The sequence below is a fragment of the Demequina sp. genome (genome assembly GCF_016278765.1).
In the GTDB taxonomy this organism is placed as follows: Bacteria; Actinomycetota; Actinomycetes; order Actinomycetales; family Demequinaceae; genus Demequina.
Genome location: NZ_JADQBE010000023.1, coordinates 14,275 through 36,498, shown reverse-complemented (window position 1 = coordinate 36,498; position 22,224 = coordinate 14,275). Strand labels below are relative to the sequence as shown.

Annotated in this window: 23 protein-coding genes and 1 pseudogene; 10 read left to right on the top strand and 14 right to left on the bottom strand. The window is 65.9% G+C overall.

Annotated elements, in window-relative coordinates:
- Window positions 1-3: 3 nt before the first annotated feature.
- The 6 genes from amrS to nadA form a co-directional block, all read right to left on the bottom strand.
- Window positions 4-1,128, bottom strand: a complete 1,125-nt coding sequence (amrS, locus tag QZZ29_RS04775; protein ID WP_291381788.1) for an AmmeMemoRadiSam system radical SAM enzyme — start codon at window positions 1,126-1,128, stop codon at window positions 4-6.
- Window positions 1,125-1,748 (bottom strand): AmmeMemoRadiSam system protein A, encoded by a 624-nt coding sequence (amrA, locus tag QZZ29_RS04770; RefSeq protein WP_291381786.1) that lies wholly within the window; start codon window positions 1,746-1,748, stop codon window positions 1,125-1,127. Before amrA ends, amrS begins: the two co-directional genes overlap by 4 nt.
- On the bottom strand, window positions 1,741-2,538 hold the full coding sequence (amrB, locus tag QZZ29_RS04765) for an AmmeMemoRadiSam system protein B (RefSeq protein ID WP_291381784.1): 798 nt from the start codon (window positions 2,536-2,538) through the stop codon (window positions 1,741-1,743). The genes amrA and amrB overlap by 8 nt, the downstream gene beginning before the upstream one ends.
- A 209-nt stretch (window positions 2,539-2,747) precedes the next feature.
- Entirely contained in the window at window positions 2,748-3,764 is a 1,017-nt protein-coding gene (locus tag QZZ29_RS04760; RefSeq protein ID WP_291381782.1) for an aldo/keto reductase family protein, read from the bottom strand.
- Window positions 3,765-3,849: 85 nt separating this feature from the next.
- Complete coding sequence (locus QZZ29_RS04755) at window positions 3,850-4,413, bottom strand: DUF3043 domain-containing protein (RefSeq protein ID WP_291381780.1); 564 nt, start codon at window positions 4,411-4,413, stop codon at window positions 3,850-3,852.
- A 40-nt stretch (window positions 4,414-4,453) separates the two neighbouring features.
- Window positions 4,454-5,659 carry a quinolinate synthase NadA gene (gene nadA / locus QZZ29_RS04750; protein WP_291381778.1) on the bottom strand — a complete coding sequence of 402 codons (1,206 nt, stop codon included), beginning with the start codon at window positions 5,657-5,659 and terminating at the stop codon, window positions 4,454-4,456.
- Between the two features lie 73 nt (window positions 5,660-5,732).
- Between nadA and QZZ29_RS04745 the strand changes: the two genes are divergently transcribed.
- Window positions 5,733-6,782, top strand: a complete 1,050-nt coding sequence (locus QZZ29_RS04745; RefSeq protein ID WP_291381777.1) for a glycerate kinase — start codon at window positions 5,733-5,735, stop codon at window positions 6,780-6,782.
- 94 nt (window positions 6,783-6,876) lie between these two features.
- Window positions 6,877-7,230, top strand: a complete 354-nt coding sequence (gene erpA / locus QZZ29_RS04740) for an iron-sulfur cluster insertion protein ErpA (protein WP_291381776.1) — start codon at window positions 6,877-6,879, stop codon at window positions 7,228-7,230.
- Window positions 7,231-7,235: 5 nt separating this feature from the next.
- On the opposite strand, the gene QZZ29_RS04735 is transcribed toward erpA, so the two are convergent.
- Complete coding sequence (locus QZZ29_RS04735) at window positions 7,236-7,484, bottom strand: sulfurtransferase TusA family protein (RefSeq protein ID WP_291381774.1); 249 nt, start codon at window positions 7,482-7,484, stop codon at window positions 7,236-7,238.
- On the bottom strand, window positions 7,481-8,617 hold the full coding sequence (locus QZZ29_RS04730) for an aminotransferase class V-fold PLP-dependent enzyme (protein ID WP_291381773.1): 1,137 nt from the start codon (window positions 8,615-8,617) through the stop codon (window positions 7,481-7,483). The genes QZZ29_RS04735 and QZZ29_RS04730 overlap by 4 nt, the downstream gene beginning before the upstream one ends.
- A 32-nt stretch (window positions 8,618-8,649) precedes the next feature.
- On the opposite strand from QZZ29_RS04730, the gene coxB reads away from it, so the two are divergent.
- The 7 genes from coxB (at window position 8,650) to QZZ29_RS04695 (ending at window position 15,048) form a co-directional block, all read left to right on the top strand.
- Entirely contained in the window at window positions 8,650-9,513 is an 864-nt protein-coding gene (gene coxB, locus QZZ29_RS04725; RefSeq protein WP_291381772.1) for a cytochrome c oxidase subunit II, read from the top strand.
- A 2-nt stretch (window positions 9,514-9,515) separates the two neighbouring features.
- Entirely contained in the window at window positions 9,516-11,225 is a 1,710-nt protein-coding gene (gene ctaD / locus QZZ29_RS04720) for a cytochrome c oxidase subunit I (RefSeq protein WP_291381771.1), read from the top strand.
- 10 nt (window positions 11,226-11,235) lie between these two features.
- Window positions 11,236-11,637, top strand: coding sequence for a cytochrome c oxidase subunit 4 (locus QZZ29_RS04715; protein WP_291381770.1), 402 nt, complete (start codon window positions 11,236-11,238; stop codon window positions 11,635-11,637).
- Window positions 11,638-11,771: 134 nt separating this feature from the next.
- Complete coding sequence (locus QZZ29_RS04710) at window positions 11,772-12,257, top strand: ATP-binding cassette domain-containing protein (protein WP_291381769.1); 486 nt, start codon at window positions 11,772-11,774, stop codon at window positions 12,255-12,257.
- Window positions 12,258-12,353: 96 nt separating this feature from the next.
- On the top strand, window positions 12,354-12,491 hold the full coding sequence (locus QZZ29_RS04705; RefSeq protein ID WP_291381768.1) for a hypothetical protein: 138 nt from the start codon (window positions 12,354-12,356) through the stop codon (window positions 12,489-12,491).
- Window positions 12,488-13,705, top strand: coding sequence for an ABC transporter permease (locus QZZ29_RS04700; RefSeq protein ID WP_291381767.1), 1,218 nt, complete (start codon window positions 12,488-12,490; stop codon window positions 13,703-13,705). Before QZZ29_RS04705 ends, QZZ29_RS04700 begins: the two co-directional genes overlap by 4 nt.
- A 128-nt stretch (window positions 13,706-13,833) precedes the next feature.
- A complete protein-coding gene (locus QZZ29_RS04695; protein WP_291381766.1) occupies window positions 13,834-15,048 on the top strand; it encodes an MFS transporter in 1,215 nt (404 codons plus the stop codon).
- Window positions 15,049-15,092: 44 nt separating this feature from the next.
- On the opposite strand, the gene QZZ29_RS04690 is transcribed toward QZZ29_RS04695, so the two are convergent.
- The 3 genes and pseudogenes from QZZ29_RS04690 to QZZ29_RS04680 form a co-directional block, all read right to left on the bottom strand.
- On the bottom strand, window positions 15,093-15,551 hold the full coding sequence (locus QZZ29_RS04690) for a hypothetical protein (RefSeq protein ID WP_291381765.1): 459 nt from the start codon (window positions 15,549-15,551) through the stop codon (window positions 15,093-15,095).
- Window positions 15,552-15,701: 150 nt separating this feature from the next.
- The gene (locus tag QZZ29_RS04685) at window positions 15,702-16,685 is read right to left on the bottom strand and encodes a quinone oxidoreductase (protein WP_291381764.1); all 984 of its coding nucleotides are present in this window, start codon (window positions 16,683-16,685) and stop codon (window positions 15,702-15,704) included.
- 59 nt (window positions 16,686-16,744) lie between these two features.
- Window positions 16,745-18,346, bottom strand: a pseudogene (locus QZZ29_RS04680) (hypothetical protein).
- A gap of 295 nt (window positions 18,347-18,641) precedes the next feature.
- On the opposite strand from QZZ29_RS04680, the gene QZZ29_RS04675 reads away from it, so the two are divergent.
- Entirely contained in the window at window positions 18,642-19,067 is a 426-nt protein-coding gene (locus QZZ29_RS04675) for a pyridoxamine 5'-phosphate oxidase family protein (RefSeq protein ID WP_291381763.1), read from the top strand.
- Window positions 19,068-19,137: 70 nt separating this feature from the next.
- Here the strand turns inward: QZZ29_RS04675 and QZZ29_RS04670 are convergent, their stop codons facing one another.
- The 3 genes from QZZ29_RS04670 to QZZ29_RS04660 form a co-directional block, all read right to left on the bottom strand.
- Window positions 19,138-20,379 (bottom strand): alkaline phosphatase PhoX, encoded by a 1,242-nt coding sequence (locus QZZ29_RS04670; protein WP_291381762.1) that lies wholly within the window; start codon window positions 20,377-20,379, stop codon window positions 19,138-19,140.
- 468 nt (window positions 20,380-20,847) lie between these two features.
- Complete coding sequence (locus QZZ29_RS04665; RefSeq protein ID WP_291381761.1) at window positions 20,848-21,075, bottom strand: hypothetical protein; 228 nt, start codon at window positions 21,073-21,075, stop codon at window positions 20,848-20,850.
- A 525-nt stretch (window positions 21,076-21,600) separates the two neighbouring features.
- A complete protein-coding gene (locus tag QZZ29_RS04660) occupies window positions 21,601-22,218 on the bottom strand; it encodes a superoxide dismutase (RefSeq protein WP_291381760.1) in 618 nt (205 codons plus the stop codon).
- Between the last annotated feature and the right edge of the window lie 6 nt (window positions 22,219-22,224).

The window sequence follows — 22,224 nt, the reverse complement described above, 5'->3', positions numbered from 1 at the left end:
GACTTAGGCCATGCGGATCGGGAGCGAGCGTCGACCCCAGTGGCCGGCCGCATCACCGAAGCGTCCCGGAACCGCAATTCCGCACGCCGGGCAGCGGCCGTCCTCCGTGAGGCGGTAGGCAAGGATGGTGTACCAGTCGCGTTCGATGAGCGGGTGCCCGCACGCCGAGCAGGTAGTCGTCTCGCATTCTGGGTCGTGCACGTTTCCGGTGTAGACAAAGTGGAGCCCGGCATCGAGTGCCGCGGCCCGCGCCGCGCGCAGGGTCGCGCGAGGCGTGGGAGCAACGTCCAGCATTTTGAAGTCGGGGTGGAACGCCGAGAAGTGCAGGGGCACGTCGGGCCCCAGTTCCGCGAGGATCCACCGTGACATGCGCGAGATCTCCTCGTCCGAGTCGTTGTGACCGGGAATGAGGAGTGTCGTCAACTCGATCCAGGTGTCGGTGTGGTTGCGCACCCAGACGATGGTGTCGAGCACGTCGCGCAGGTGGCTGCCGGTCACCTTCCGGTAGAAGTCCTCGGTGAACCCTTTGAGGTCGATGTTGGCGGCGTCCAGAGGCGCGAAGAATTCGGCCCTGGCCTCGGGGCTGATGTAGCCGGCGGTGACCGCGATCGTATGGATGCCGCGCTCGTGGCAGGCGCGGGCGGTGTCGATTGCGTACTCGGCGAAGATCACGGGGTCGTTGTAGGTGAAGGCGATGGAGTCGCAGTGCGCGGTGAACGCAGTCTCCGCGATCGCGTCCGGACTGGCCACCGCGGCGAGCCGGTCCCATTCGCGCGACTTCGAGATGTCCCAGTTCTGGCAGAAGCGGCAGTTGAGGTTGCATCCTGCCGTCCCGAACGACAGCACGGCGGTGCCCGGGTAGAAGTGGGCCAGCGGCTTCTTCTCGACCGGGTCAATCGCGAAGCCGGAACTGCGTCCGTAGGTGGTGAGCACCATGCGGTCGCCGTCCCTCGCACGCACAAAGCAGAATCCGCGTTGTCCCGCGTGCAGGCGGCAGCGACGGGGACACAGGTCGCACTGAATGCGGCCGTCGTCGAGCGGGGTCCACCAGCGCGCGGTGGGTGACTGGGGCCACGACTCAACCTCGGGAACGATCCCGCCGACACGAGGGGTGGGTGACGCGGTCACGTCCGTAACCCTCTGTCAGGTTCGGACGGGCGCTCGTGCCACGCGTCGACGGCGTAGGTGTACAGGCGGGTTCCAGCGTGCCAAACTCCCGCCTCTACCCCGGCCTTGAGCCATAGGTGGCGCAGGAAGTCCGCGGGGTTCGGCAACTCGTCCCATACCTGGGGCAGGAACGTCGCCCGATGTTGCGATCCCACCTCAAGGATCACCCCGTCGATCCCAGGTCTGAGCTTCTCGTAGGCCTGGGACAGGCCCGTGACGTCCAGCGGCGAGCGCGGGGACAGGACCGAGACCTCGATCGCGACCTGGTCAAACTCCGCGGGCGCCAGGGGCGGGAAGCGGGGGTCGTGGACTGCGGCGGCCACGGCGTTGGTTTGCACGTCGTCACCCAGTGGCAGTCTGGCCTCAAGCGACCCGATGCATCCTCGTAGCGCCCGGTCCTTGGTGAGGGTCACAAAACTCGCGCCGGGCGCCAGGAGCCACGGCGGCTGGCCGCTCGGGTAGTGCGGGTCTTCGCCCAGTGCGGAGCTGATCGCCGCCCTCGCGAGGGGGATGAGGATCTCGCCGGCGTCGGGCGGTAGGCCGATGTCGGGGGCGCCGGCGGAAGCATCGGGGTCACGCATGGTCCATCTCCTCGAAGGCGAACGCGCAATAACCGACCACGCGGTCGGGATCTCCCGCGGTGTCTGACGAGTTGCGAAGATCGAGCAAGGTGGGACGCAGGACGCGACGGCGCGCCGCGACGAGTAGCCCATTCAGCGGGGTGGCGCCGCAGGCGAACTCGTGGCCGATCGGCCCGTCGAGTGCGGCGATCCTGGCAACGGTGGCGGCGTCGATCGACCTGGCCTCATAGTCCGGCAGGTAGTGGGACAGGTCCGTGCTCACCACAAGGAGCGTCTCCGGCCCACCCCACAGCGCCTCGAGTACATCGGCGACCTGGTCCCCCGTCGCCTCGCCCGCGACCAGCGGGACCACGGCCACATCTCCCAAGGCGCGTTGGATGAAGGGCAATTGCACCTCCACGGAGTGTTCCCACCGATGCGCCTCGGGCGCCACGCACACTGCAGGGAGCGTGGAGAGCTGGTCCATGGCCCAGTCGGCGGCGACCCTGACCACTCCGAGCGGCGTGGCGAATCCCTGCACGCCGGCAAGGGCGATCCCGTGCAGCGGCACTCGATGGCTGGGGCCGATGACGATCACCCTTTGGACGAGGCCCCGCCCGTGCGCGGCACGCGCATAGGCAGATGCGGCTACGGGACCCGAGTACTGGTAGCCAGCGTGGGGGACCACCAGGGCCTTCGGCATCGGGGCGGAAGAGGAGACCGCGTTGGCCAGGAGCGCGTCGACAGTGGCGCGCAACACGTCAGCATCCCGGGGGTAGAAACTCCCGGCGACCGCAGCCTGTCGAACCATAGGCGAAGGCACGGTGCATCACCTCCATACCATCGTAACGCCGGGCGCGGCGCGACACTCAAAGAGGCGGGAACCAAACGCCGGACGTTGCCGTTGTAAAAGGTGTACGCACCTGCCAGGCGTACGCACTGCATTGTTTTCTCCTTTGAAGCAAGAAGGCCCCGGAACCTCGGTTCCGGGGCCTTCTTGTGTTGTCGTCGAGAGTAGGGTCAGGCCGGGCGACCGGCGGGAGCCCCCGCGGCGGTGAGGCCGGGATCGCGCTTGACGACGTCGCCCAGAGCGTCGTCGATGCAGGCCATGAGTTCCGCCGGAATCGCCACGCCGGACGCCTTCGCGTTCTCGTGGACCTGCTCAGGTCGGGAGGCGCCGATGATGGCGGCGGCCACGTTGTCGTTCTGCAGGACCCACGCCACGGCGAGCTGTGCCATGGTCAGATCGAGTTCATCGGCAATCGGCTGAAGCTTCTGCACCCGCTCGAGGAGATCCTGGTTGTCGACGAAGCGGCCGATCATGTTCTTGCCGCCCTTTTCATCCGTGGCTCGCGATCCGGCGGGCGGCGCGTGGCCCGGCTTGTACTTGCCGGTGAGGACTCCCTGTGCGACGGGCGACCACACGATCTGGCTGATGCCCGATTCCTTTGACGCGGGCACCACCTCGTCCTCGATGACGCGCCACAGCATGGAGTACTGGGGCTGCGAGGAGATCAGCTGGAATCCCAAGTCCTTGGCGAGCGCGGCTCCTGCACGGATCTGATCGGCCGTCCATTCGCTGACACCGATGTAGTGCGCCTTGCCTTGCCGAACCACGTCGGCGAAAGCCTGCATCGTCTCTTCCAGGGGCGTCTCGACGTCGTATCGGTGCGCCTGGTAAAGGTCGACGTAGTCGGTTTGGAGGCGCTTCAAGGAGCCGTTGATGGACTCCATGATGTGCTTGCGGCTCAGGCCCGAGTCGTTGGCTCCACGCGGGCCCGTGGGCCAGTACACCTTGGTGAAGATCTCGAGGCTCTCGCGACGTTCGCCCCTCAGAATGTCGCCGAGGACCGTCTCGGCCTTGGTGTTGGCATAGACGTCGGCCGTGTCGAAGGAGGAGATGCCGACGTCGAGTGCGGCCTTGACGCACGCCGCAGCGGCTTCATTTTCGACCTGCGAACCGTGCGTGAGCCAGTTGCCGTAGGTGAGTTCGGTGATCTTGAGTCCGGAGTTGCCGAGATAGCGATAGGTGATCATGTGTCCACACTAACGCCGCGAACCACCCTCGTCGTAACGTTTCGATCCAGTGCCCCTGCCGAGACCGAGCGGCACCGCCGACGGACTAGACCGGGTACTCGCCGCGTTTGACCACGGGCCGCGGCACGCGGAGTCGGCGCAGATTCATGATGCGGGCGGCCGAGTAAAGACGCCAACCGCGACCGAGGTTTTCCGCGCCGAACTTCTCCGTGACGCGCTTCTTGATCGAGCGCATCGCCCACAGGGTGTCACCGATAGCGGCGAACACGAGCGCGTAGAACCCGAAGATGATGAGGCTGCCCACGTTGGGGTTCGTGTTGAAGAACAGCGACGCGATCACAAACAGGATGGAGCCCGGCAGTGCGAACTCGCCCAGGCTGGTCCGGGCGTCAATGGAGTCACGCAAGTAGCGGCGTACAGGCCCCTTATGCTCGGCTGGCATGTGGCGTTCGTCGCCGCTCAACATGGCCTGCTGCTCCTTGGCGCGCTGCTCCTTCAGGCGTTGCCGACGCTCCTTGGCCCCGGCCTTGGGGTCCGCGATGAGCGCGCGCCGCTGTGCCGATTCTCGTTCCTTGCGCTTGGGAGTGGGGTGCCCCTTGCCTGCGGCCGCCTCCGCGGCGAGCTCCTCGTGATCGTCCTTGCGTGCCATGACGTCCTTCCGTATGCCGCGCCAGTGGTGGCGTCGGCTGTCAGTCCTTCTCGGGCTGCGCGGCAGGCAGCGCGAGCATGCGGTCGAGTGCGACGCGCGCCTGCTCCTGGGTGGTCTTGTCTACGACGATGCGGTTCGGGACGTCGCCTGCCACCAGCGATTCGAGCGCCCACACCAGGTGCGGAAGGTCGATCCGGTTCATCGTCGAACAGAAGCAGACGGTGTCCTCAAGAAAGTGCACCTGCTTGTCCGGGTGTGCGCGCGCCAAGCGGCGCACCAAGTTCAGTTCGGTCCCAATGCCCCAGGCACTGCCAGGTTCGGCGGCGTCAAGCGCCTTGATGATGTACTCGGTGGAGCCCACGTAGTCGGCGCTCGTCACCACCTCGTGGGTGCATTCGGGGTGAACAAGGATGTTAATTCCCGGCACGTCCTCGCGCAGCGAGTCCACGTTGTCCTTGCGGAACCGACCGTGTACGGAGCAGTGGCCCTTCCAGAGGATCACGCGGGCCGCATTGAGCTGTTCAGGGGTGTTTCCGCCCAGGGGCTTGCGAGGGTCCCACACCACGCAATCGTCCAGGCTGAGACCCAGCTGCAACACCGCAGTGTTGCGGCCCAAGTGCTGGTCAGGCATGAACAGGACTTTGCCGTCGCCGTCGACCCCGCCCACGTGATCGAAGGCCCAGCGCATCGCCACCTCCGCGTTGGAGGACGTGCACACGGCGCCGCCGTGACGCCCGCAGAACGCCTTGATGGCTGCGGTCGAATTCATGTACGTCAGGGGCACCGTGCGCTCGGACACTCCAGCCTCATCGAGTTGGGCCCATGCGTCTTCGACCTGGCTGATGCCGGCCATGTCGGCCATCGAGCAACCGGCGGCCATGTCGGGAAGGATCACGGCCTGTTCGTCGGACGTGAGGATGTCGGCGCTTTCCGCCATGAAGTGCACCCCGCAAAACACGATGAACTCAGCGGCGGGGCGGTTCGCCGCGTCCCTGGCCAGCTTGAAGGAGTCGCCAGTCACGTCCGCGAACTGGATGACCTCATCGCGCTGGTAGTGGTGGCCCAGGATGAACACCCGGTCGCCGAGCGTCTCCTTCGCCTTGCGCGCGCGCTCCACCAGATTCGGGTCGGAGGGTTCGGGCAGATCGCCCGGACAGTCGACTCCTCGCTCCGACATCGGATCAGTGCGCTGTCCCAACAGGAGCAGCGCAGGCGATGCTTGAGGTTCGTGGAATGTCTGTGTCATCTGGCCATTGTTCCACGCGTGCGACCGACCACCGTGTACTGCCGTTACGCCGTGAGCGTGCAGACTTGTCCGCATGCGAGTGGTGGCGGCTGTCAATGGGTGGCCAGCGGACGACGCTCTTGACCCGCGCGCCGCCGCGTTGGCGGTCGGGGACGCCTGGCTTGAGGCGGCGCCGGGCTCGTCGATCGAAGCGTTGCCGGTGGGCGACGGCGGGCCGCGGACGGCCGATGCGTGGCCAGGCGAACGCTCGCTCGTGGGCGGCGCGGAGGTAGTCACCTATGGCGGCGCCGCGTGGCTCGCCCCACCACACGGCGCGAGCCGGTGGAATCCCTTCGACCTCTCGGCAGCGCTGCTGGGACTCGCCGCTGCGACGGGCCGGGTGACTCGGGCCGCGGACAAGTTCTCACCCGCAGCGACCGCGCCGTGGGCATCGGTTCGTGGGGTCGACGAGCCTCCGACGGTCGTCATCCCGGTAGGCGACGACGCACCGGCAGGCGACGCCGCCAGCCTCTGGGGCGGTTCGCTCCCCGCGTTGCGGCAGGCGCTCAGAAGCCTGGACCTGGTGGCGGTGGCCACGTCGAGCCGTCCGCTCTTGGGCTTTCACGGCATGAGCGCCTCACTGATCGACGGCCGCGAGGGTGACGTCGCTCTTGCCAAGGCCGCGCAAGAGCAGGAGCGACGCTGGACGGATATCGCACGTGAGGGGGACGTCGTCGCCAGCAGGGAGTCGCTCATCGGACCTTCCCGGCTCTCGGATCGACCCGGAACGGGAGCGGCCGGGGGACTCGCGTACGCGCTGGCCGCGCTTGGCGCACGCATCGTTCCCGCGTCCGCGTACTTGGCCGAGGCATCGGGCCTCGCAGCCGCGGCCGCGACTGCGGACCTGGTCATGGGCGTGGGCGCAGACCTCACGCCCTCGGCTCTCGATACCGGAGTGGCAGCCAGTGTGGCCGCCGTGGCCGCGCGCGCGGGGGTCCCCGCCACGATGCTGAGCACCTCCGTCAATGTGGGACGTCGCGACCTGATGGCCGCGGGACTGTCGTCAGCCCACGAGGCCGCACCCGGGCCCGCCGGCCTGGTGGACGGCGTGCGGCGGGTGGCACAGACGTGGGTTCCCCGTTGACGGGGCACAAATTGCGGCGCTGCGGTGTTGCTGTTCACAGGGCGGCGTTCGGCGTCGTACCCTAGAGACAACTCGTATTGGAAGGAGTCGCCACATGACAGACACTTTAACTGAGACTTCGGCGCACGGCGTGGTCATCACCGACGCGGCTGCGGCGAAGGTCAAGAGCCTCCTTGCGCAGGAGGGTCGCGACGACCTTCGCTTGCGCCTGGCCGTACAGCCTGGCGGCTGCTCCGGCCTGATCTACCAGCTCTACTTCGACGAGCGCGCGCTCGACGGCGACGCGGTCAAGGACTTTGACGGCGTTCAGGTGATCGTGGACAAGATGTCCGTCCCGTACCTTGACGGTGCGAGGATCGACTTCGCGGACACGATCGAGAAGCAGGGCTTCACGATCGACAACCCCAACGCACAGAGTTCGTGCGCGTGTGGTGACTCCTTCAGCTGATCATTTCAGCTTCGCAGACGGACGGTGAGGGCTAGCGCCCCACCGTCCGTTTCGCTTTCCCCCACAAACTCATGGCCCGTCATGCGTGCCCACGCCGGCACGTCGTACCGGGCGGCAACGTCCGTGGCGAGCACCGTGACGTCGGATCCGGGGGAGAGGCCCGCAGCGGCCTTGGCCAACATGATGATCGGCATGGGACACGCGGTGCCGCGCGCGTCCACCACGGTGGGCGCTGCCTCCGGCTGGTCGTTCATGAGGCGATGTGCGGTGCGCCGATGCGGGATCGCACAGCGGCGAGCGCGTCGGGGAGCTCCGCCAAGAAACGATCCACGTCCTGCTCAGTTACTCCCGGGTGGAGCGCAACCCGGACGTTGCCGTGAGTGAGTGCGCCCACGGCAGCGAGCACTCGCGAAGGTTCAAGGGTTCCTGACACACACGCCGAGCCCGAGCCGACGGCGAATCCGCGCCGATCAAGTTCGCTCAGCAGGACCTCGCCATCCACATACAGGCAGCTGAACGTGACAATGTGTGGCACCCGTTCATCGGGGTCCCCGAGCACGTCGACACCCGTCAGTTCCGCGGCCCTGGCCCGGATGCGGTCGACCAACGCGGACAGCCTGGCGCCCTCGCGCTGGCGGTGCTCGTTGCGTTCCTGCAACGCCACGGCCGACGCGAGTGCCAGGGGCACGCTGATGCCGCCCGGGGCCCAGTCATCCCCCTCAGGCCAGGCCGGCAGCCAGCGGGTGTGAGGCTCGAGGGCCAGCACGCCGATGCCTGCGGGTCCGCCCCAGTCCGCCGGGTGCGCCACGAGCGCGTCCCAGTACGTGGGGGGATCGATGTGTCCGATGCTTGATGTCGCGTCAACCAGCAGCGGCACGCCCGCGGCCTGGGTGGCGCGGGCAACGTCTTCGAGTCGCTGCACGGTGCCGAGTTCTTGATTCGCGTGCTGCACTGCGGCGAGTGCCACGTCGTTCGACCGGAGGGCGGCGGTCAGGTGTTCGATGCTGACGTGTCCTTCACGGTCCCCGTCCACGGTGTCGACGGCGTGCGGCGCCACGAATGCCGCCGCGTTCAGCAGGGCGTCACGCTCGATTGCGGAGACGAGGATGCGGTGTCGGCCACGACGGGCGGCATGAATTCCGGCGATGGCGCGGTTAAAAGCGGCGTGCGGGCTCGCCGTGAAGTGCACCAGTTCCGGACGGGCGCCCAGCGCGTCCGCGACGGCATCGCGCGAGCCATCGAGGAGGGCGCGCGCACGCCGCGATTCGGAGCCTAAACGGGCCGGATCCGCCCATCCGTCGGCAAATCCGGCGCGCAACGCGTCAGCTACTCGATCCGAAAGGGGCGCCGCGCCACCAGAATCGAGGTAAACCCGGGACCTTTGCATGCCACCACGGTATCGCGCGATAGTATGCACCCGTGGCTACCTTGTCCCCAGTAGCGCTTCGTCGCCTACGCCCCGCCGTCCTCGTCGTGGGGGCATCGTCCCTGCTTGCGGGCTGTGCGGGCCAGGCCGAAGCCAACGGTCTTCCGAGCCAACCCGGCGTCACCAACCACACCGGTCGCATCATCGACCTGTGGAACTACTCGTGGCTCGCCGCCATCGTCGTCGGCCTCATCACGCTGGCGCTGATCCTGTGGGCGATCACGGTCTATCGCAAGCGAAAGGGTGACGAGAAGCTGCCGGTGCAGACTCGTGCCAATGTGCCGCTCGAGCTGATGTACGTGGTGGTGCCGCTGCTGATGATCGCGGTGCTGTTCCGGTGGACGGCCACGGATATCGCCGCCGTCAAGGAGGTATCGGACAACCCCGACGTGCACATCCAGGCGATCGGCAAGCAGTGGGCGTGGGACTTCAACTACCTTGACGACGACGCGTACTCCGCTGGCGTGCAGGCCAAGCTCACGGGTGAAGCTGGCGTGGAGAAGACGCTGCCCACCCTGTATCTGCCGGTCAATGAGCTGGTCGACATCCAGCTCAACTCGCGCGATGTGATCCACTCCTTCTGGATTCCCGCGTTCCTGTTCAAGCAGGACATGATTCCTGGACGCACCACGCACATCCAGTTCGTTCCGCAGCAACTGGGCACTTACCAGGGGAAATGCGCCGAACTGTGCGGGGAGTACCACTCTTCCATGCTGTTCAATGTGAAGGTTGTTCCTCGCGAGGAGTACGAGGCCTACATGCAGTCGTTGCGCGACGCCGGCCAAAGCGGGTCGATTGGTCTTGAGTACAGCCGCCTCCAGGATCCTGAAGTCCAGCCAGCACGCGAGGAGGGTTAGACATGGCAACCGTCGCCTTTGAGTCAGAGGGCTCCTTCGAGCACGCGCCCGCGATCGCGCGTCGCGCCACGGGCTCGGTTGTGGTGCGGTGGATCACCTCCACGGACCACAAGGTCATCGGCTACATGTACTTGGGCGTGTCGTTCGCGTGGTTCATCATCGGCGGCATCCTGGCGCTGTTCATCCGTGCCGAGCTGTTCGAGCCGGGCATTCAGGTGGCGCAGTCGTCGGAGCAGTACAACCAGTTGTTCACGATGCACGGCACGATCATGCTGCTACTGTTCGCGACGCCGCTGTTTGCCGGGTTCGCCAACGTCATCATGCCGTTGCAGATCGGTGCGCCAGATGTGGCGTTCCCGCGCCTGAACATGCTGGCGTTCTGGTTCTTCGTCTTTGGCGGGCTCATCGCGATCTCCGGGTTCTTCACGCCTTCGGGCGCGGCGGCCTTCGGCTGGACCGCGTACGCGCCACTGTCCAACACGGCGTACTCGCCCGGCGTCGGCGGAAACCTGTGGGTGTTTGGCTTGGCGCTCACAGGCTTCGGCACCATTCTTGGTGCCGTCAACTTCATCACCACGATCGTGACGATGCGCGCCCCCGGCATGACGATGTTCCGGATGCCGATCTTCACGTGGAACACCCTGGTGACGTCGATGCTCGTGCTGGTCGCCTTCCCGCCGTTGGCCGCCGCGCTGTTCGCGCTGGGAGCCGACCGCGTGCTGGGCGCGCAGATCTTCAACCCGGACTTCGGCGGCGCCATCCTGTGGCAGCACCTGTTCTGGTTCTTTGGGCATCCAGAGGTGTACATCATCGCCTTGCCGTTCTTCGGGATCATCACGGAGATCTTGCCGGTATTCAGCCGTAAGCCGCTGTTCGGCTACCACGGCCTGGTGTACGCGACGGTGGCCATTGCGGCGCTTTCCGTGTCTGTGTGGGCACACCACATGTACGTCACCGGCGCCGTGTTGCTGCCGTTCTTCGCGTTCATGACGATGCTGATCGCGGTGCCCACGGGAGTGAAGTTCTTCAACTGGATCGGCACCATGTGGGGCGGCAAGATCGTCATGGCCACGCCGATGCTGTGGACTATTGGATTCCTCGTCACGTTCCTGTTTGGCGGGCTTACGGGCATCATTCTGAGTTCTCCGGTGCTCGACTTCCCCGTGTCAGACACCTACTTTGTGGTAGCTCACTTCCACTATGTGGTGTTCGGCACCGTGGTGTTCGCCATGTTCGCTGGCTTCTACTTCTGGTGGCCCAAGTTCACCGGAAAGATGCTCGACGAGCGCCTCGGCAAGGTGCATTTCTGGATGCTGTTCATCGGCTTCCACCTCACGTTCTTTGTGCAGCACATGCTGGGTGCAGGCGGAATGCCCCGCCGCTACGCCGACTACCTGCCCGAGGACGGCTTCACGGTCCTCAACCAGATCTCGACGGTCGGCGCGTTCCTGTTGGCATCATCCACGCTGCCGTTCTTCTGGAACGTGTACAAGACGGCCAAACACGCACCCAGGGTCACCGAGGACGATCCGTGGGGCTACGCCAACTCTCTCGAGTGGGCCACCAGCTGCCCGCCGCCGCGCCACAACTTCGTGTCGATCCCGCGTATCCGCTCGGAGCGTCCCGCGTTTGACCTGCACTACCCGCAGGTGGCCGCGATCGACCACCACACGGCGGGGGACAGCAATCTCGACAAGTCGGCAGTGAGCTAGGAGCCAAGACATGAAACTTGAAGCCAACGTCTTCCTCATTCCTGGCGCGTTCTTCCTGCTCGTCGCGATCGTCTACGGATTCCTGACCGACTTCCAGGAGCTGGTGGGCTTCCCGGCGATCCTGCTGTCCGCGGGCCTCGCGGTCATGATCGGCGTCTACTTTCGGATGCTCACCAAGCGTCATGGCGACCGTGCCGAGGACCGTGAGGACGCCGCGATCTCCGAAGAGCCCGGCGACCAGGGCCTGTACGCCCCGTGGTCCTGGTGGCCGCTCGTGGTCGCCGTGGGGTGCGCGCTCGGCTTTGTTGCCTTGGCAGTGGGTTGGTGGGTGATGGTGCCTGCCACCATGGTGTCCGTCATCGGCCTGGTGGGCTGGGTCTTCGAGTACTCCACCGGGCGTTTCGCACACTAGTTCCAGGACGCAGGCCCCTCTCCGCTACCGCCGAGGTCCAAGTTGGCTCCCCGACCCTGGTACTTCCGTTGGCCCGGAACGGGGGACATGACGACCCCATCGTCGCCGGTCGATTCGTGTGATGACTGAGAGTCATGAGGGAAGGATTTCGCTCCAACGATCGCGGCAGGGGAGTATCGGTCCGCACGGTGGACGTGTCCAAGATTTATCGGCTCGGACAGGTGGAGGTGCCAGCCCTGAAGTCGGTGTCGGTCGAGATCATGGCCGGGGAGATGATCGATATCACTGGCCGGAGCGGTTCGGGCAAGAGCACCTTGCTGCGCCAGCTAGGGCTCCTCGATCGGCCGACGACGGGGCGAGTGCTACTTGAAGGCGAGGATGTCACCGGGATGAGCGAGTCTCGGCGGTCGCAGTTGCGGCTGACGCATCTGGGCTACGTATTTCAGGAGTATGCGCTGATCCCCGAACTGACTGCTTGCGAAAATGTCTATCTACCAGCAATGATGCGCGGCGCATCGAGAGCTCAGTGTAGGCAAAGGTCTTGCGAGTTGCTCGAGACCGTGGGCTTCGGTGACCGTGTGAACCACCGGCCAAAGGAACTGTCAGGCGGCGAGCAGTAGCGCGTCGCGATCGCGCGCGCACTCGTCAACGAGCCCAGCATCGTCTATGCGGACGAACCGACCGCCAACCTGGACTCGGCCGCAGGCCGCACAGTGATGGAGACGCTGGCCCGCCTGAATGCGCAGATGGGCGTGACGGTGGTCTTCGTCTCGCACGCTGCTGAAGACCGTGCCTATGCGAGCAAGACGATCACGCTAGCCGATGGCATCGTCGAGTCAGAGGAGGGCTCGTGACCGCCACACGCACGCTGAGGGTGGCGGCCTTCCTGGCGGGCCGATCTCTGGCTCGCGGAAACCTGGGCGTCACGATGATGTCTGTCGCGATGATTACCGCCGTGTTCGTCAGCGTCATGTTTCTGCCGTCGCTGATTCGTGGCGAGGCGACCGCGATCACGAAGCAGGTCACCGGCACGCTGACGGGAGACCTGACTATCACCGCTGCTGGCGCACCCGCGATCAGCGATGCCGACACGTATCTGGGCCAGATCCGGGCCACCGAAGGGGTCGCTGCTGCCACCGGGATCACGCGCGTTGGAACCAAGATTGCTCACGCGGGCGAATCGGGCGTATGGGGGGTCGAGGCCATCGACCCTGACTCCTTCGCCGAGGTATTCACCACCCCTGCCCGCCTCATCGAAGGCGAGTGGCTTTCCGCCGACGACGCGCGAGGCATCGTGCTGGGCGTCGATATCGCAGGGACGGACTTGAACGATCTGCGCGGGTATGCGGGCTCCCTCAAGACCGTGCACGTGGGCGACACGGTGGACGTGACGCTCATGGGAGGCGGCGTCTCAGCGTTCCAAGTGCGCGGAATCTACAGAAACAACTTCGTGCTCAGCGACAGCGGTGCATTCATCCCCGGCGCCGCTACGGAACAGCTCGCACGGAGTGACTTCGCGGGCAGCGTCGAGCGCATCGTGGTGGCTGCGGAACCAGGGGTGACGTCCGCCGAACTCGTCCACAGGATAGGGCCGATCCGCTCGGATGTGGAACTTCACACACCGGACCAGCTGGCAGGCGCCATCCAAGACCAACTCGACACCTTCGACCTGATCGACTCGATCATGCGCTCCATCTCCCTCCTCGTCGCCGCGATCACCGTCTTCATCATCACGTACGTCGATCTGGTGGGCAGGCGTCGTCAGATCGGTATCGAACGCGCCATCGGCATCCGGTCGTCCGCCATCGTCACCGGCTACGTGCTCAAGTCGCTACTGACCGCGACGGTGGGCACTGCGGGCGGGTGGGCGCTGTTTCGGTTCTTGATCATGCCGCTCGTCGAGCGCCACCCATTCCAGTTCCCCACCGGGCCCTCGGTGCTCGAGACGTCCCCAGGCTCCGCGCTGCAAACTGTCGTCATCCTTCTGACGGTCGCGGCGGTCTCGGCCCTCATCCCGGCAGTACGGACCGCGCAGATGCGCATCCTCGACGCTATCTGGGGAAACTAGGCACGCACTCTGCCACTCTTGCGCTCGGCCAACGCGATATGAAAATCTGACATATCCGTTCATGTCCAGTAGACGGGGACAACGTGGCAGACGCCCAGACAGACCAGCCAAGAATGTCGCCATGGCGCATGGTCGTTGGTTTGGGGCTGGTGAGCCTGACGGTCGACATGGTGGCCGACGGCGCGCGGTCCATCAGCGGCCCGTTGCTTGCCCAATTGGGCGCCTCGGCACTTGCAGTCGGCGCGATCACCGGGGCAACGGAGGCGGCGGGGTTCACCCTCAGACTGGTGAGCGGTCCCTTGGCCGACCGTACGCGACGCTATTGGGACTTCACCTTCATCGGTTATGCGCTCACGGCGTTGAGCGTGCCGCTACTGGCCATCACGCCGACGCTGGGGGTCGCGGGGCTCTCGGTCGCCGCTGCACTGCTGTTCACCGAACGTGTGGGAAAGGCGATACGGAGCCCGGCGAAGACCGTACTGTTGGCCGATGCCGCTGGTGCCGTCGGCCGGGGTCGCGGGTTCGGGGTTCATAAGACGTTGGACCAGGTGGGGGCATTCCTCGGTCCGCTGGTGGTGGCTGGCGTCATTGCCTTGACGGGCGTGATGTGGCCAGCCTTTCTTGTCCTGATTATCCCTGCCGCTATCGCGATGCTTCTCTTGGTGCGGCTACGGCGGCGCGTCCCAGATCCGAGCGCATACGCTCGCGCGCCCGAAGCCGCGCGCTCGAACCAGGTCGAGGCGCGCTCCACAGTGACCGCGAACACACGCGGTGGACTCCACGTGACCTTCATGCTCTTTGCAGTCTCTTTCGCTCTGTCCACGTTTGGCATGGTCGGCTTCGGCGTGATTTCCTTCCACCTCGCCGACTCTGGAATCGTCGAATTGTCCGTGATCCCGCTCATCTTCGCGCTTGGCATGCTCGCCGCGGCTGTCTCCGCACTCGTCAACGGTTGGGCCTACGACCGCATCGGTGCGTCGGTCATGCTCGTGGTTCCCGTGCTCGTGGCCTGCATCCCGGCTTTGGCCCTGTCCACGGTGGTACCTGCCGCAGTGGCCGGAGTGGTCGTGTGGGGGGCTGCGGTGGGCATCCAGGACTCGACGGTCAAGGCATTGGTCGCAGACCTCGCCCCGTCGGGTCGGCGCGGGACCGCCTACGGAGTCTTCGCAGTCCTGCAAGGGGCGACCACTTTTGCGAGCGCCACGCTCGCTGGAGCGCTTTACCACGACCGGGCACTTCTCACCGGCATCATTGCCGCGGCACAGCTGTGCTCCTTGGTGCTACTCATCACCGTGATCCGGCGCCGACGCAGGCTTGAGACCCCCAAGGCCCCGTCGGAGTAGAGCACCAGGGCGTGAACCTCAGTTCTCGCCTCACAATCGGCTGGCTAGAGCCAGTTCTTCACGGCCTCGCTGAGCACTAGCTCGTATGGCAATTGCGCGATCTCTTCGGCGCAGGTCTGAACCCTGCGGCGTCGGGCGAGTCGCACCAGACAGTCCCACGGGTGTTCGGGATCGATGGCGGAGAGTTCCGGAAGCACGACGCCACGCATGGCGCGGAGCAGCTCGTCGGCGCTGAGGGCCTCGTGGACGTCGCTGCAGGGCGCTCCGATTGTGAACTCCAGACCCTCACGCAACGGGACGCGATTGCCGTCCTCAAGGAGCAGGAACTCGCGCACGGCAAAGCTTTGACAGTCGGCCGACGTAGACGCGCTGCGGACGAGATCGCATTCGGCGGTGATGGCGACGGGGTGTGGGGCATCCGAGCGACGGTCGGGGGGAATCGGCCCGGCAGTCGCCAAGGCGTAGCGCCGCGGGTGGGTGCTCCACCGTTTTGCCGGAGGCACAGTATCTCCTTGATGCTCGTCGTTGAGCGCACGCGCCTGTCACGGTCTGCAATGACCGCAGTTGGGTCCATAGTCTCAAGGAGCGCCGCACACAGTCCGGGACCTTGGGCCATATGAGGCGGGGATTGGTGTTCTGAGCGAGCGTCCGGCCTAGGGGATGAGAAGGACCTTGCCGGTGGTGCGGCGTCCCTCAAGGGCGCGGTGCGCGTCGGCGGCGTCTTCCAGCGGGAACTTCGCGCCGATGCGCACGCGCAGAGTCCCGGCAACGATGGCTTCGAACAATTCCCCGCTACGCCATGCCCGTTCGTCGGTGGTGTGGAGGAAGTGCCCCAGCGAGGGCCTCGTGATGCTGAGCGAGCCGCCCGCGTTGAGTCGTTGCAAGTCGAACGGGGGCACCGGGCCTGAGGCGCCGCCAAAGAGCACCAGCGTGCCGCGAGTGGCCAATGAGGCGAGCGAGGCGTCGAACGTGGTCTTGCCCACGCCGTCGTAGACGACGTTGACGCCGCGACCTTCGGTGAGGTCCCGCACGACCCGGGGGAGGTCCGCGGTGAGGTCGGCGAACTGGTCATAGCGGATCACGGCGTCGGCTCCCGCGCGGCGTGAGAGCTCGGCCTTCTCCGCCGTCGACACGGTCGTGATGACGCGAGCACCGCGCGCCGCCGCCATCTGGGTGAGCAGCAGGCCGACCCCGCCCGCTCCCGCGTGCACAAGTGCCGTATGGCCCTCGGTTAAGGCAAACGACGAGTTGGCGAGGTAATGGGCCGTGAGGCCCTGCAGCATGGACGCGGCTGCGACATCCGACGCGATGGCCTCGGGCACGGAATAGCAGTCGCTCTGGCCAACAATGACCTGCTCGGCGTACGACGCCGAGGTGGAGGTCCACGAGACGCGGTCGCCCTCCCTCGCCCACGTGACGTCGGCGCCCGCGTCGAGTACTGTGCCCGCGCCCTCGCTACCGGGGATCATGGGGAAGTCGACCTTGTAGACGCCTGAGCGGCGATAAGTGTCGATGAAGTTCACCCCTGCGGCCTCGACGCGCACGCGGATCTTGTCGGCGGGGCAAGGGGGTTCTGGGACGTCGGTCAGGCTCATGACCTCGGGGCCGCCGGCGTGGGACGCGGTGATTGCCTTCATGATTTCCATGATGGCACGCCCGCAGATGGCTCGTTGTGCCTGCGTGCGAGGTGCGGAACCTACGCCACATACTCCTTGAGATGCTGAGCGGTCAGGGTCTCTGCGCTGGCCACCATGTCCGCCGCCGTGCCCTCGAACACCGCCGTTCCGCCGTCGTGGCCAGCACCGGGTCCGAAGTGTCGATGATCCAGTCTGTGTGCACCACGACCGCCTGGTGATGTTCGATCACGATGACCGTGTTGCCATCGTCCACCAGGCGGTCGAGGAGCCCGAAGTGGTGGTCGACGTCGGCCAGGTGCAGGCCCGTGGTCGGCTCGTCGAGGAGGTCGGTGGTGCCCTGCGTGGCCATCTGGGTCGCGAGCTTGAGGCGCCGGCGCTCACCGCCGGAGAGCGTGTTGAGCGCCTGCCCCAGGCCGATGTGGTGCGGGACAATGTCGTTCAGGCGCCGCAAGACTGGGGCGGCGGGTCCTCCCGCGAAGAACGCGAAGGCCTGTGTCACCGGCATCTGCAGCACCTCGTGGATGTCTTGACCTCGCAAGCGGAACGCGAGCGCCTCGTCGGTGAAGCGCTTGCCCTCGCACGCTTCGCACACGGTGCTCACCGCGGCCTTGGGGCCGAGGTCGGTGAAGATGAGGCCAGCACCCTTGCACACGGGGCACGCACCCTCCGAGTTGGCACTGAAGAGGGCAGGTGTGACGCCGTTGGCCTTGGCGAAGTTCTTGCGGATGATGTCGAGCAGGCCTGTGTAGGTGGCGGGATTGGAGCGGCGGGAGCCCTTGATCGCCCCCTGGTCCACCATCACGACGCCTTCGCGGCCGCCCAAGTCTTCGTGGATCAGCGAAGTCTTCCCGGGCCCGCCACCCCCGTCACGACGGTGAGGATGCCCGTCGGAACGTCTACATCCATGCCGCGCAGGTTGTGCCGGCGGGCGCTGCGGATCTTCAGCAAGCCCTTGCCCGGCCTGGCCGACGCCCGAAGTTGCGCCCGGTGGTCGAGGCCCAGGTGGCCGACCCCAATCTGCACCAAGGCATCAAGGTTTTCCTGGAGCCCGGTGTGGAGGTGAGCGATCGTCGGCTGGTAGAGGCCCCGCACCCATTCGGCGAGGTCGGAGATTTGCCTCGCACATGCGTCGGCGATGTTGACTCCGCCGCTGCGCGACGACCGCGCGGCCGCGGCTGAACGGGTGCCGCCGCAGTCGGGGCATTCGGTGAAGATGCGCACATAACACGCGTCCGCGGTGTATCCGGGAATCGTGGGGGCGCCTTGGGCGAGGCGCCTTTCCGGGCCTTCACCGCGCCGACCCCGTCGCCGACGGTGGAGCGCGAGTTGGCGCCCATACGCTCCTGATCGACGAGGATGGCGGCGCTCACCCCGCTGAGCGAGTGCACATCCGGACGGCTCAGCGACGGCGTGAATCCCTGCACGAACGCGCTGTACGTGTCGTTGATGAGGCGCTGCGACTCTGCCACGATCGCACCGAACACGAGGGACGACTGAGCGGATCCTGAGACGCCGGTGAACACCGTCATCCTGCGCCTGGGGATCGACAGCGAGATGTCCTGCAGGTTGTGGTCGCGTGCGCCGTGCATCTCGATGAAGTCGTGCGCATCCGCACGGTGGGTGCGGTGGGTGTTTTCGGTCACGGGCGGCACGCCAAGCATTCCGGGCGGCTGCGGTGTGTTGCGATGCGGGGATTCTGCGTGGGGCCAGTCGATTTCGAGGGCCAGACACGGGTGCGTGGGCAGGGTTGGCGTGACACTGCGTCGCGTAGGCACCGCCAGTTCTACATTCGTTGCGCGGCGTGAACGGGGGACGCTCAGGAGAATGTCGATTGGCGGTGCTCACCCGACGCTCCCGGGTGCAAGGCGCCTCCGTCCCGGTCCGCCGCGGGTTTCTGCCCCGCGGAGTGGGCCCACGTCCCGTGGCGCCCGCTCCCGGGGCCGCTAGCCTCAGCCCATGAGCCTCGATCCTCAAGACTGTGCCAGCATTGCCGATTTCGTCCGCCAGGAGGGCCGCGCCATCGTCGCGACGGCGACTCCAGACGGTGAGCCCGAGGCGGCGCTCGTGGGCGTCACCGCGCTCGACGACGGCACGCTCATCTTCAATGTGCTCCCCTGGGCGCGCAAGCTAGCCAACCTGAAGGCGAACGGACGTGTCGCAGTGGTCGCGGGCACGGCGGGTCCCGTCTCGGTTCAGTTCGAAGGCCGAGCAGTGGCCACCGACGGCGAATCGGCCGAGCGCTATGCCGATGAGTTCGAGCGTCTCGTGCCTGGTTCCAAGTCGCGCTATGAGGGCTACGAGGTCGTGGTGGTTCGCCCGGACTGGTTGCGCGTGTACGACGTCTCCCACAAGCCGCCGCTCGTGGTCGAGGCCCGCTGGTAGGACGACGCTGAGCTCAGGCGTGACAAGGGCGGGCCTCCCGCTTCCGGAAGACCCGCCCCGTTCGTCGTGACTACTTGTTCTTCTTGGATATCGCCCAGATGCCGTCGGCCAGGTCCTTGTCAGGGTGCTGCACGGTCACGTACATGACCTTGCGGTCCTTGCCAAAGTAGATGCCGGTGGTCTCGGCGCCCTCGTCCTTGAGCGACGCGAACAGGGAGACGGAGTCGGCGGCGCCGTCGCCGTTCTCGTCCATCGTCGCCTGGTAGATGTCGGAGTAGTCGTTGTCCTCGACGATCCACAGGGTGCCGTCGGGGCCCTCCGCGAGGTTGTCGGGGGAGTTGAAGCCCGTCACTGAGCCAGCAACCTCAACGGGGACGTTGAGTCCGGCCTCGACGAACGTCGACACGGTCTGCGCGCCGAGGTCCACGGCGATGACGCGGTCCTCGCTCGTGTTGGCCACGTAGAGCGTGTTGTCGATGATTTCCAGGTCCTCGGGACGACCAAACTCGGTCGCGTTGACGGCGTTGGCTGCGGCGTCACCGTCGGCCTGCGCCAGCTCCTGGTCAAGGGTGACCCACTCGAATGCGCCCACCTTGTCGTCGAACGTCGAGGAGCTCCACTTCTGCTCCTCGTCGGTCAGGCCCGTGAACTTAAGCGCGTACAGCGTGCCAGCCGAGAGGTCTTCCTTCTCGGAGGGTACGAAGCGGAAGATCGAGCCGCCGTTGTACTCATCGATCACGTAGACGGAACCGTCCTGGCCCACGTCGATGCCCTCGTGACGCAGGCTTCCAAGGGCGCCACGCTCGACGATGTCGGTGACCTTGGTCGGGTCGTGCTTCTCGAGGAACACCTCGTACACCTTGCCGCCGGCGGTCTCCTCGGTGATCAGCAGTGTGTTCCACGGCGTCCAGCGGATGCCGTCGAGGCGGTTCCAGTCGAAGCCCCAGTCGCTGTCCTGAGCCAGGATCTGGGCCTCGCCCGTCTTGAGGTTCGTGACCGCGATCGCGCCGCCGGAGTTCACCTCGTACGTGTTGTACATGTAGCGGCCGGCCTGGTGGCCGCCCTCATTCTGCGTGTTCATGTCGTGCAAGTCGTCCACGCCTGGGTAGACGTCCAGCACGGTTTCGTCCTTGACCATCCACTGGTGGTAGCCCTCGGGAACGATGTAGGGAACATCCCACGTGGTCGAGGCCTGGCCGTACGCGGAACCCTCAATGGGCTGGTACTCCCAGGGGCCGTTGTAGGGGTTGGCGAACGCGATGCCACCAAGGGCCACCACGCCGATGCCTACTGCGGAGAATGATTGGTGCATGTGTCTTTCCTTAGGTTGTGCGGGAGGGGACAACTAGAAAATAGCGAGGGGCACCCACCGATCCGGTAAACGCAAGATGTCCGGTTCGGGGCAGTTTGGGAAACGTCCAGGTGACACGCCAAAATGCCGACGCGCGACACGCCGTGAATGCAGAGGCGCACCTTTGCCGCCGTCAGGCACCGGGTGCTGCGCGGCGTTCGTGGCGCTCGTGATCGCTCGTTCGAGGCAGGTGCGTCAGAGGTGGAGCCCCTGACGACATGGGGGATTCACCCAGGTTGGCAACCCGGCCTACCGTCAATGCACCCCGTCAGGTGCACAGTGGCACACCCTTTGGAGTCCTGCGTGTGACCCCACGACGCGGTGCGAAGGCGAGTCCCGTTGCGTCGCTTGTCTGAAGCGCGCGCCTGCCGGAGGCTCTGCGCCGCCGACGGAGCGTGTCACGACACAATTCAAAGAGCCGCGGGCCCGCTAGCGCCGCTTGAGCCTCAGCGGCCTGACCCGTCGAGTCCAACGCGGGTCTCGCGGGATCACCCTGACGACATCGGCTGCACCCCCACCTATCCCAGGAGTGATGCCCCATGCCGCGAGTTCCTCGATGGTGTACTCGGACCAGTCTCGCTCTAGCGTGATCTGACGCCCATCGGGAAGCGTGACCGTCTCTTCCCGGTTGCGTTTTGCTTTCCTGAAGATGCGCATGTCCCCCCCTCAGTTTCGGTTTCTGCGCAGTTCCGCCACTCGCATCGTGACACCACCGAACTGAAGGCGCAAGAGAGAGGAACATGAGCGCGACGTGCGCGCGATTGCGGAAGAGTACACAGGACGCTGGACCGCCACGGCGCGCGACCACTCACCCCCGGGGGTGTATTGACGAGTTGCTCCCTCGATAGTGGCGGTGTCTAGGCGTTGCCCCATAGGGATCACCACTACGCCCAAGCCAGTCTGAGTGCACCCGGTGCCAGCGCACGAGTGCCTTGGCCCACCCCACAGCACGCGAAGAGGCCCGTCGCGGGGGATCAAGCCTGACCGCCGCCGCGGCGGGCCTCATTGCGTGCCACCAAGGCGAGTTCACGCACCCAACCAACCCCAGCGTCGGCCGTGTCCACCCGCCCACAGAAGCACCAAGGGCGGGCCCACCGAATCTGGCAGACCCGCCCTCGGCGGCGGAGACGCCGTACCGGGCGAACCCGGAAAGGGGGAGGCCGTCTCTGCGATGCAGAAAGCCTAGACGAGCAGACCAGTGGTCGACGAGGCCTTGGCGAAGCGGTCGGCCACGTTCGCCCAGTCCACGACATTCCACCACGCCTTGACGTAGTCGGCCTTGACGTTCTTGTACTGAAGGTAGAACGCGTGCTCCCACATGTCGAGCATGAGTAGCGGGATGAGTCCCATGGGGACGTTGCCCTGCTGGTCGTACAACTGCACGATGATGAGCTTCTTGCCGATCGTGTCCCAAGCGAGGATCGACCAGCCGGAGCCCATGATGGTCATGGCGTTGTTGGTGAAGTGCGCCGCGAACTTGTCGAACGAACCGAAGTTCTCGTCGATCGCGGTGGCGAGGGCTCCCACGGGCTTGTCGCCACCGTCTGGCGACATGTTGGTCCAGAAGATCGAGTGGTTGGTGTGACCGCCGAGATTGAACGCGAGAGCCTTCTCAAGGCCAGCGATGGCGCCAAAGTTGTCGGCGTCGCGCGCCTCGGCCATCTTCTCGAGGGCAGTGTTGGCGCCAGCCACGTATGCGGCGTGGTGCTTGGAGTGGTGAAGCTCCATGATTTCGCCCGCGATGGACGGGGCGAGTGCTCCGTAGTCGTAGTCGAGGTCCGGCAGCGTGTAGTCAGCCATTCTTCC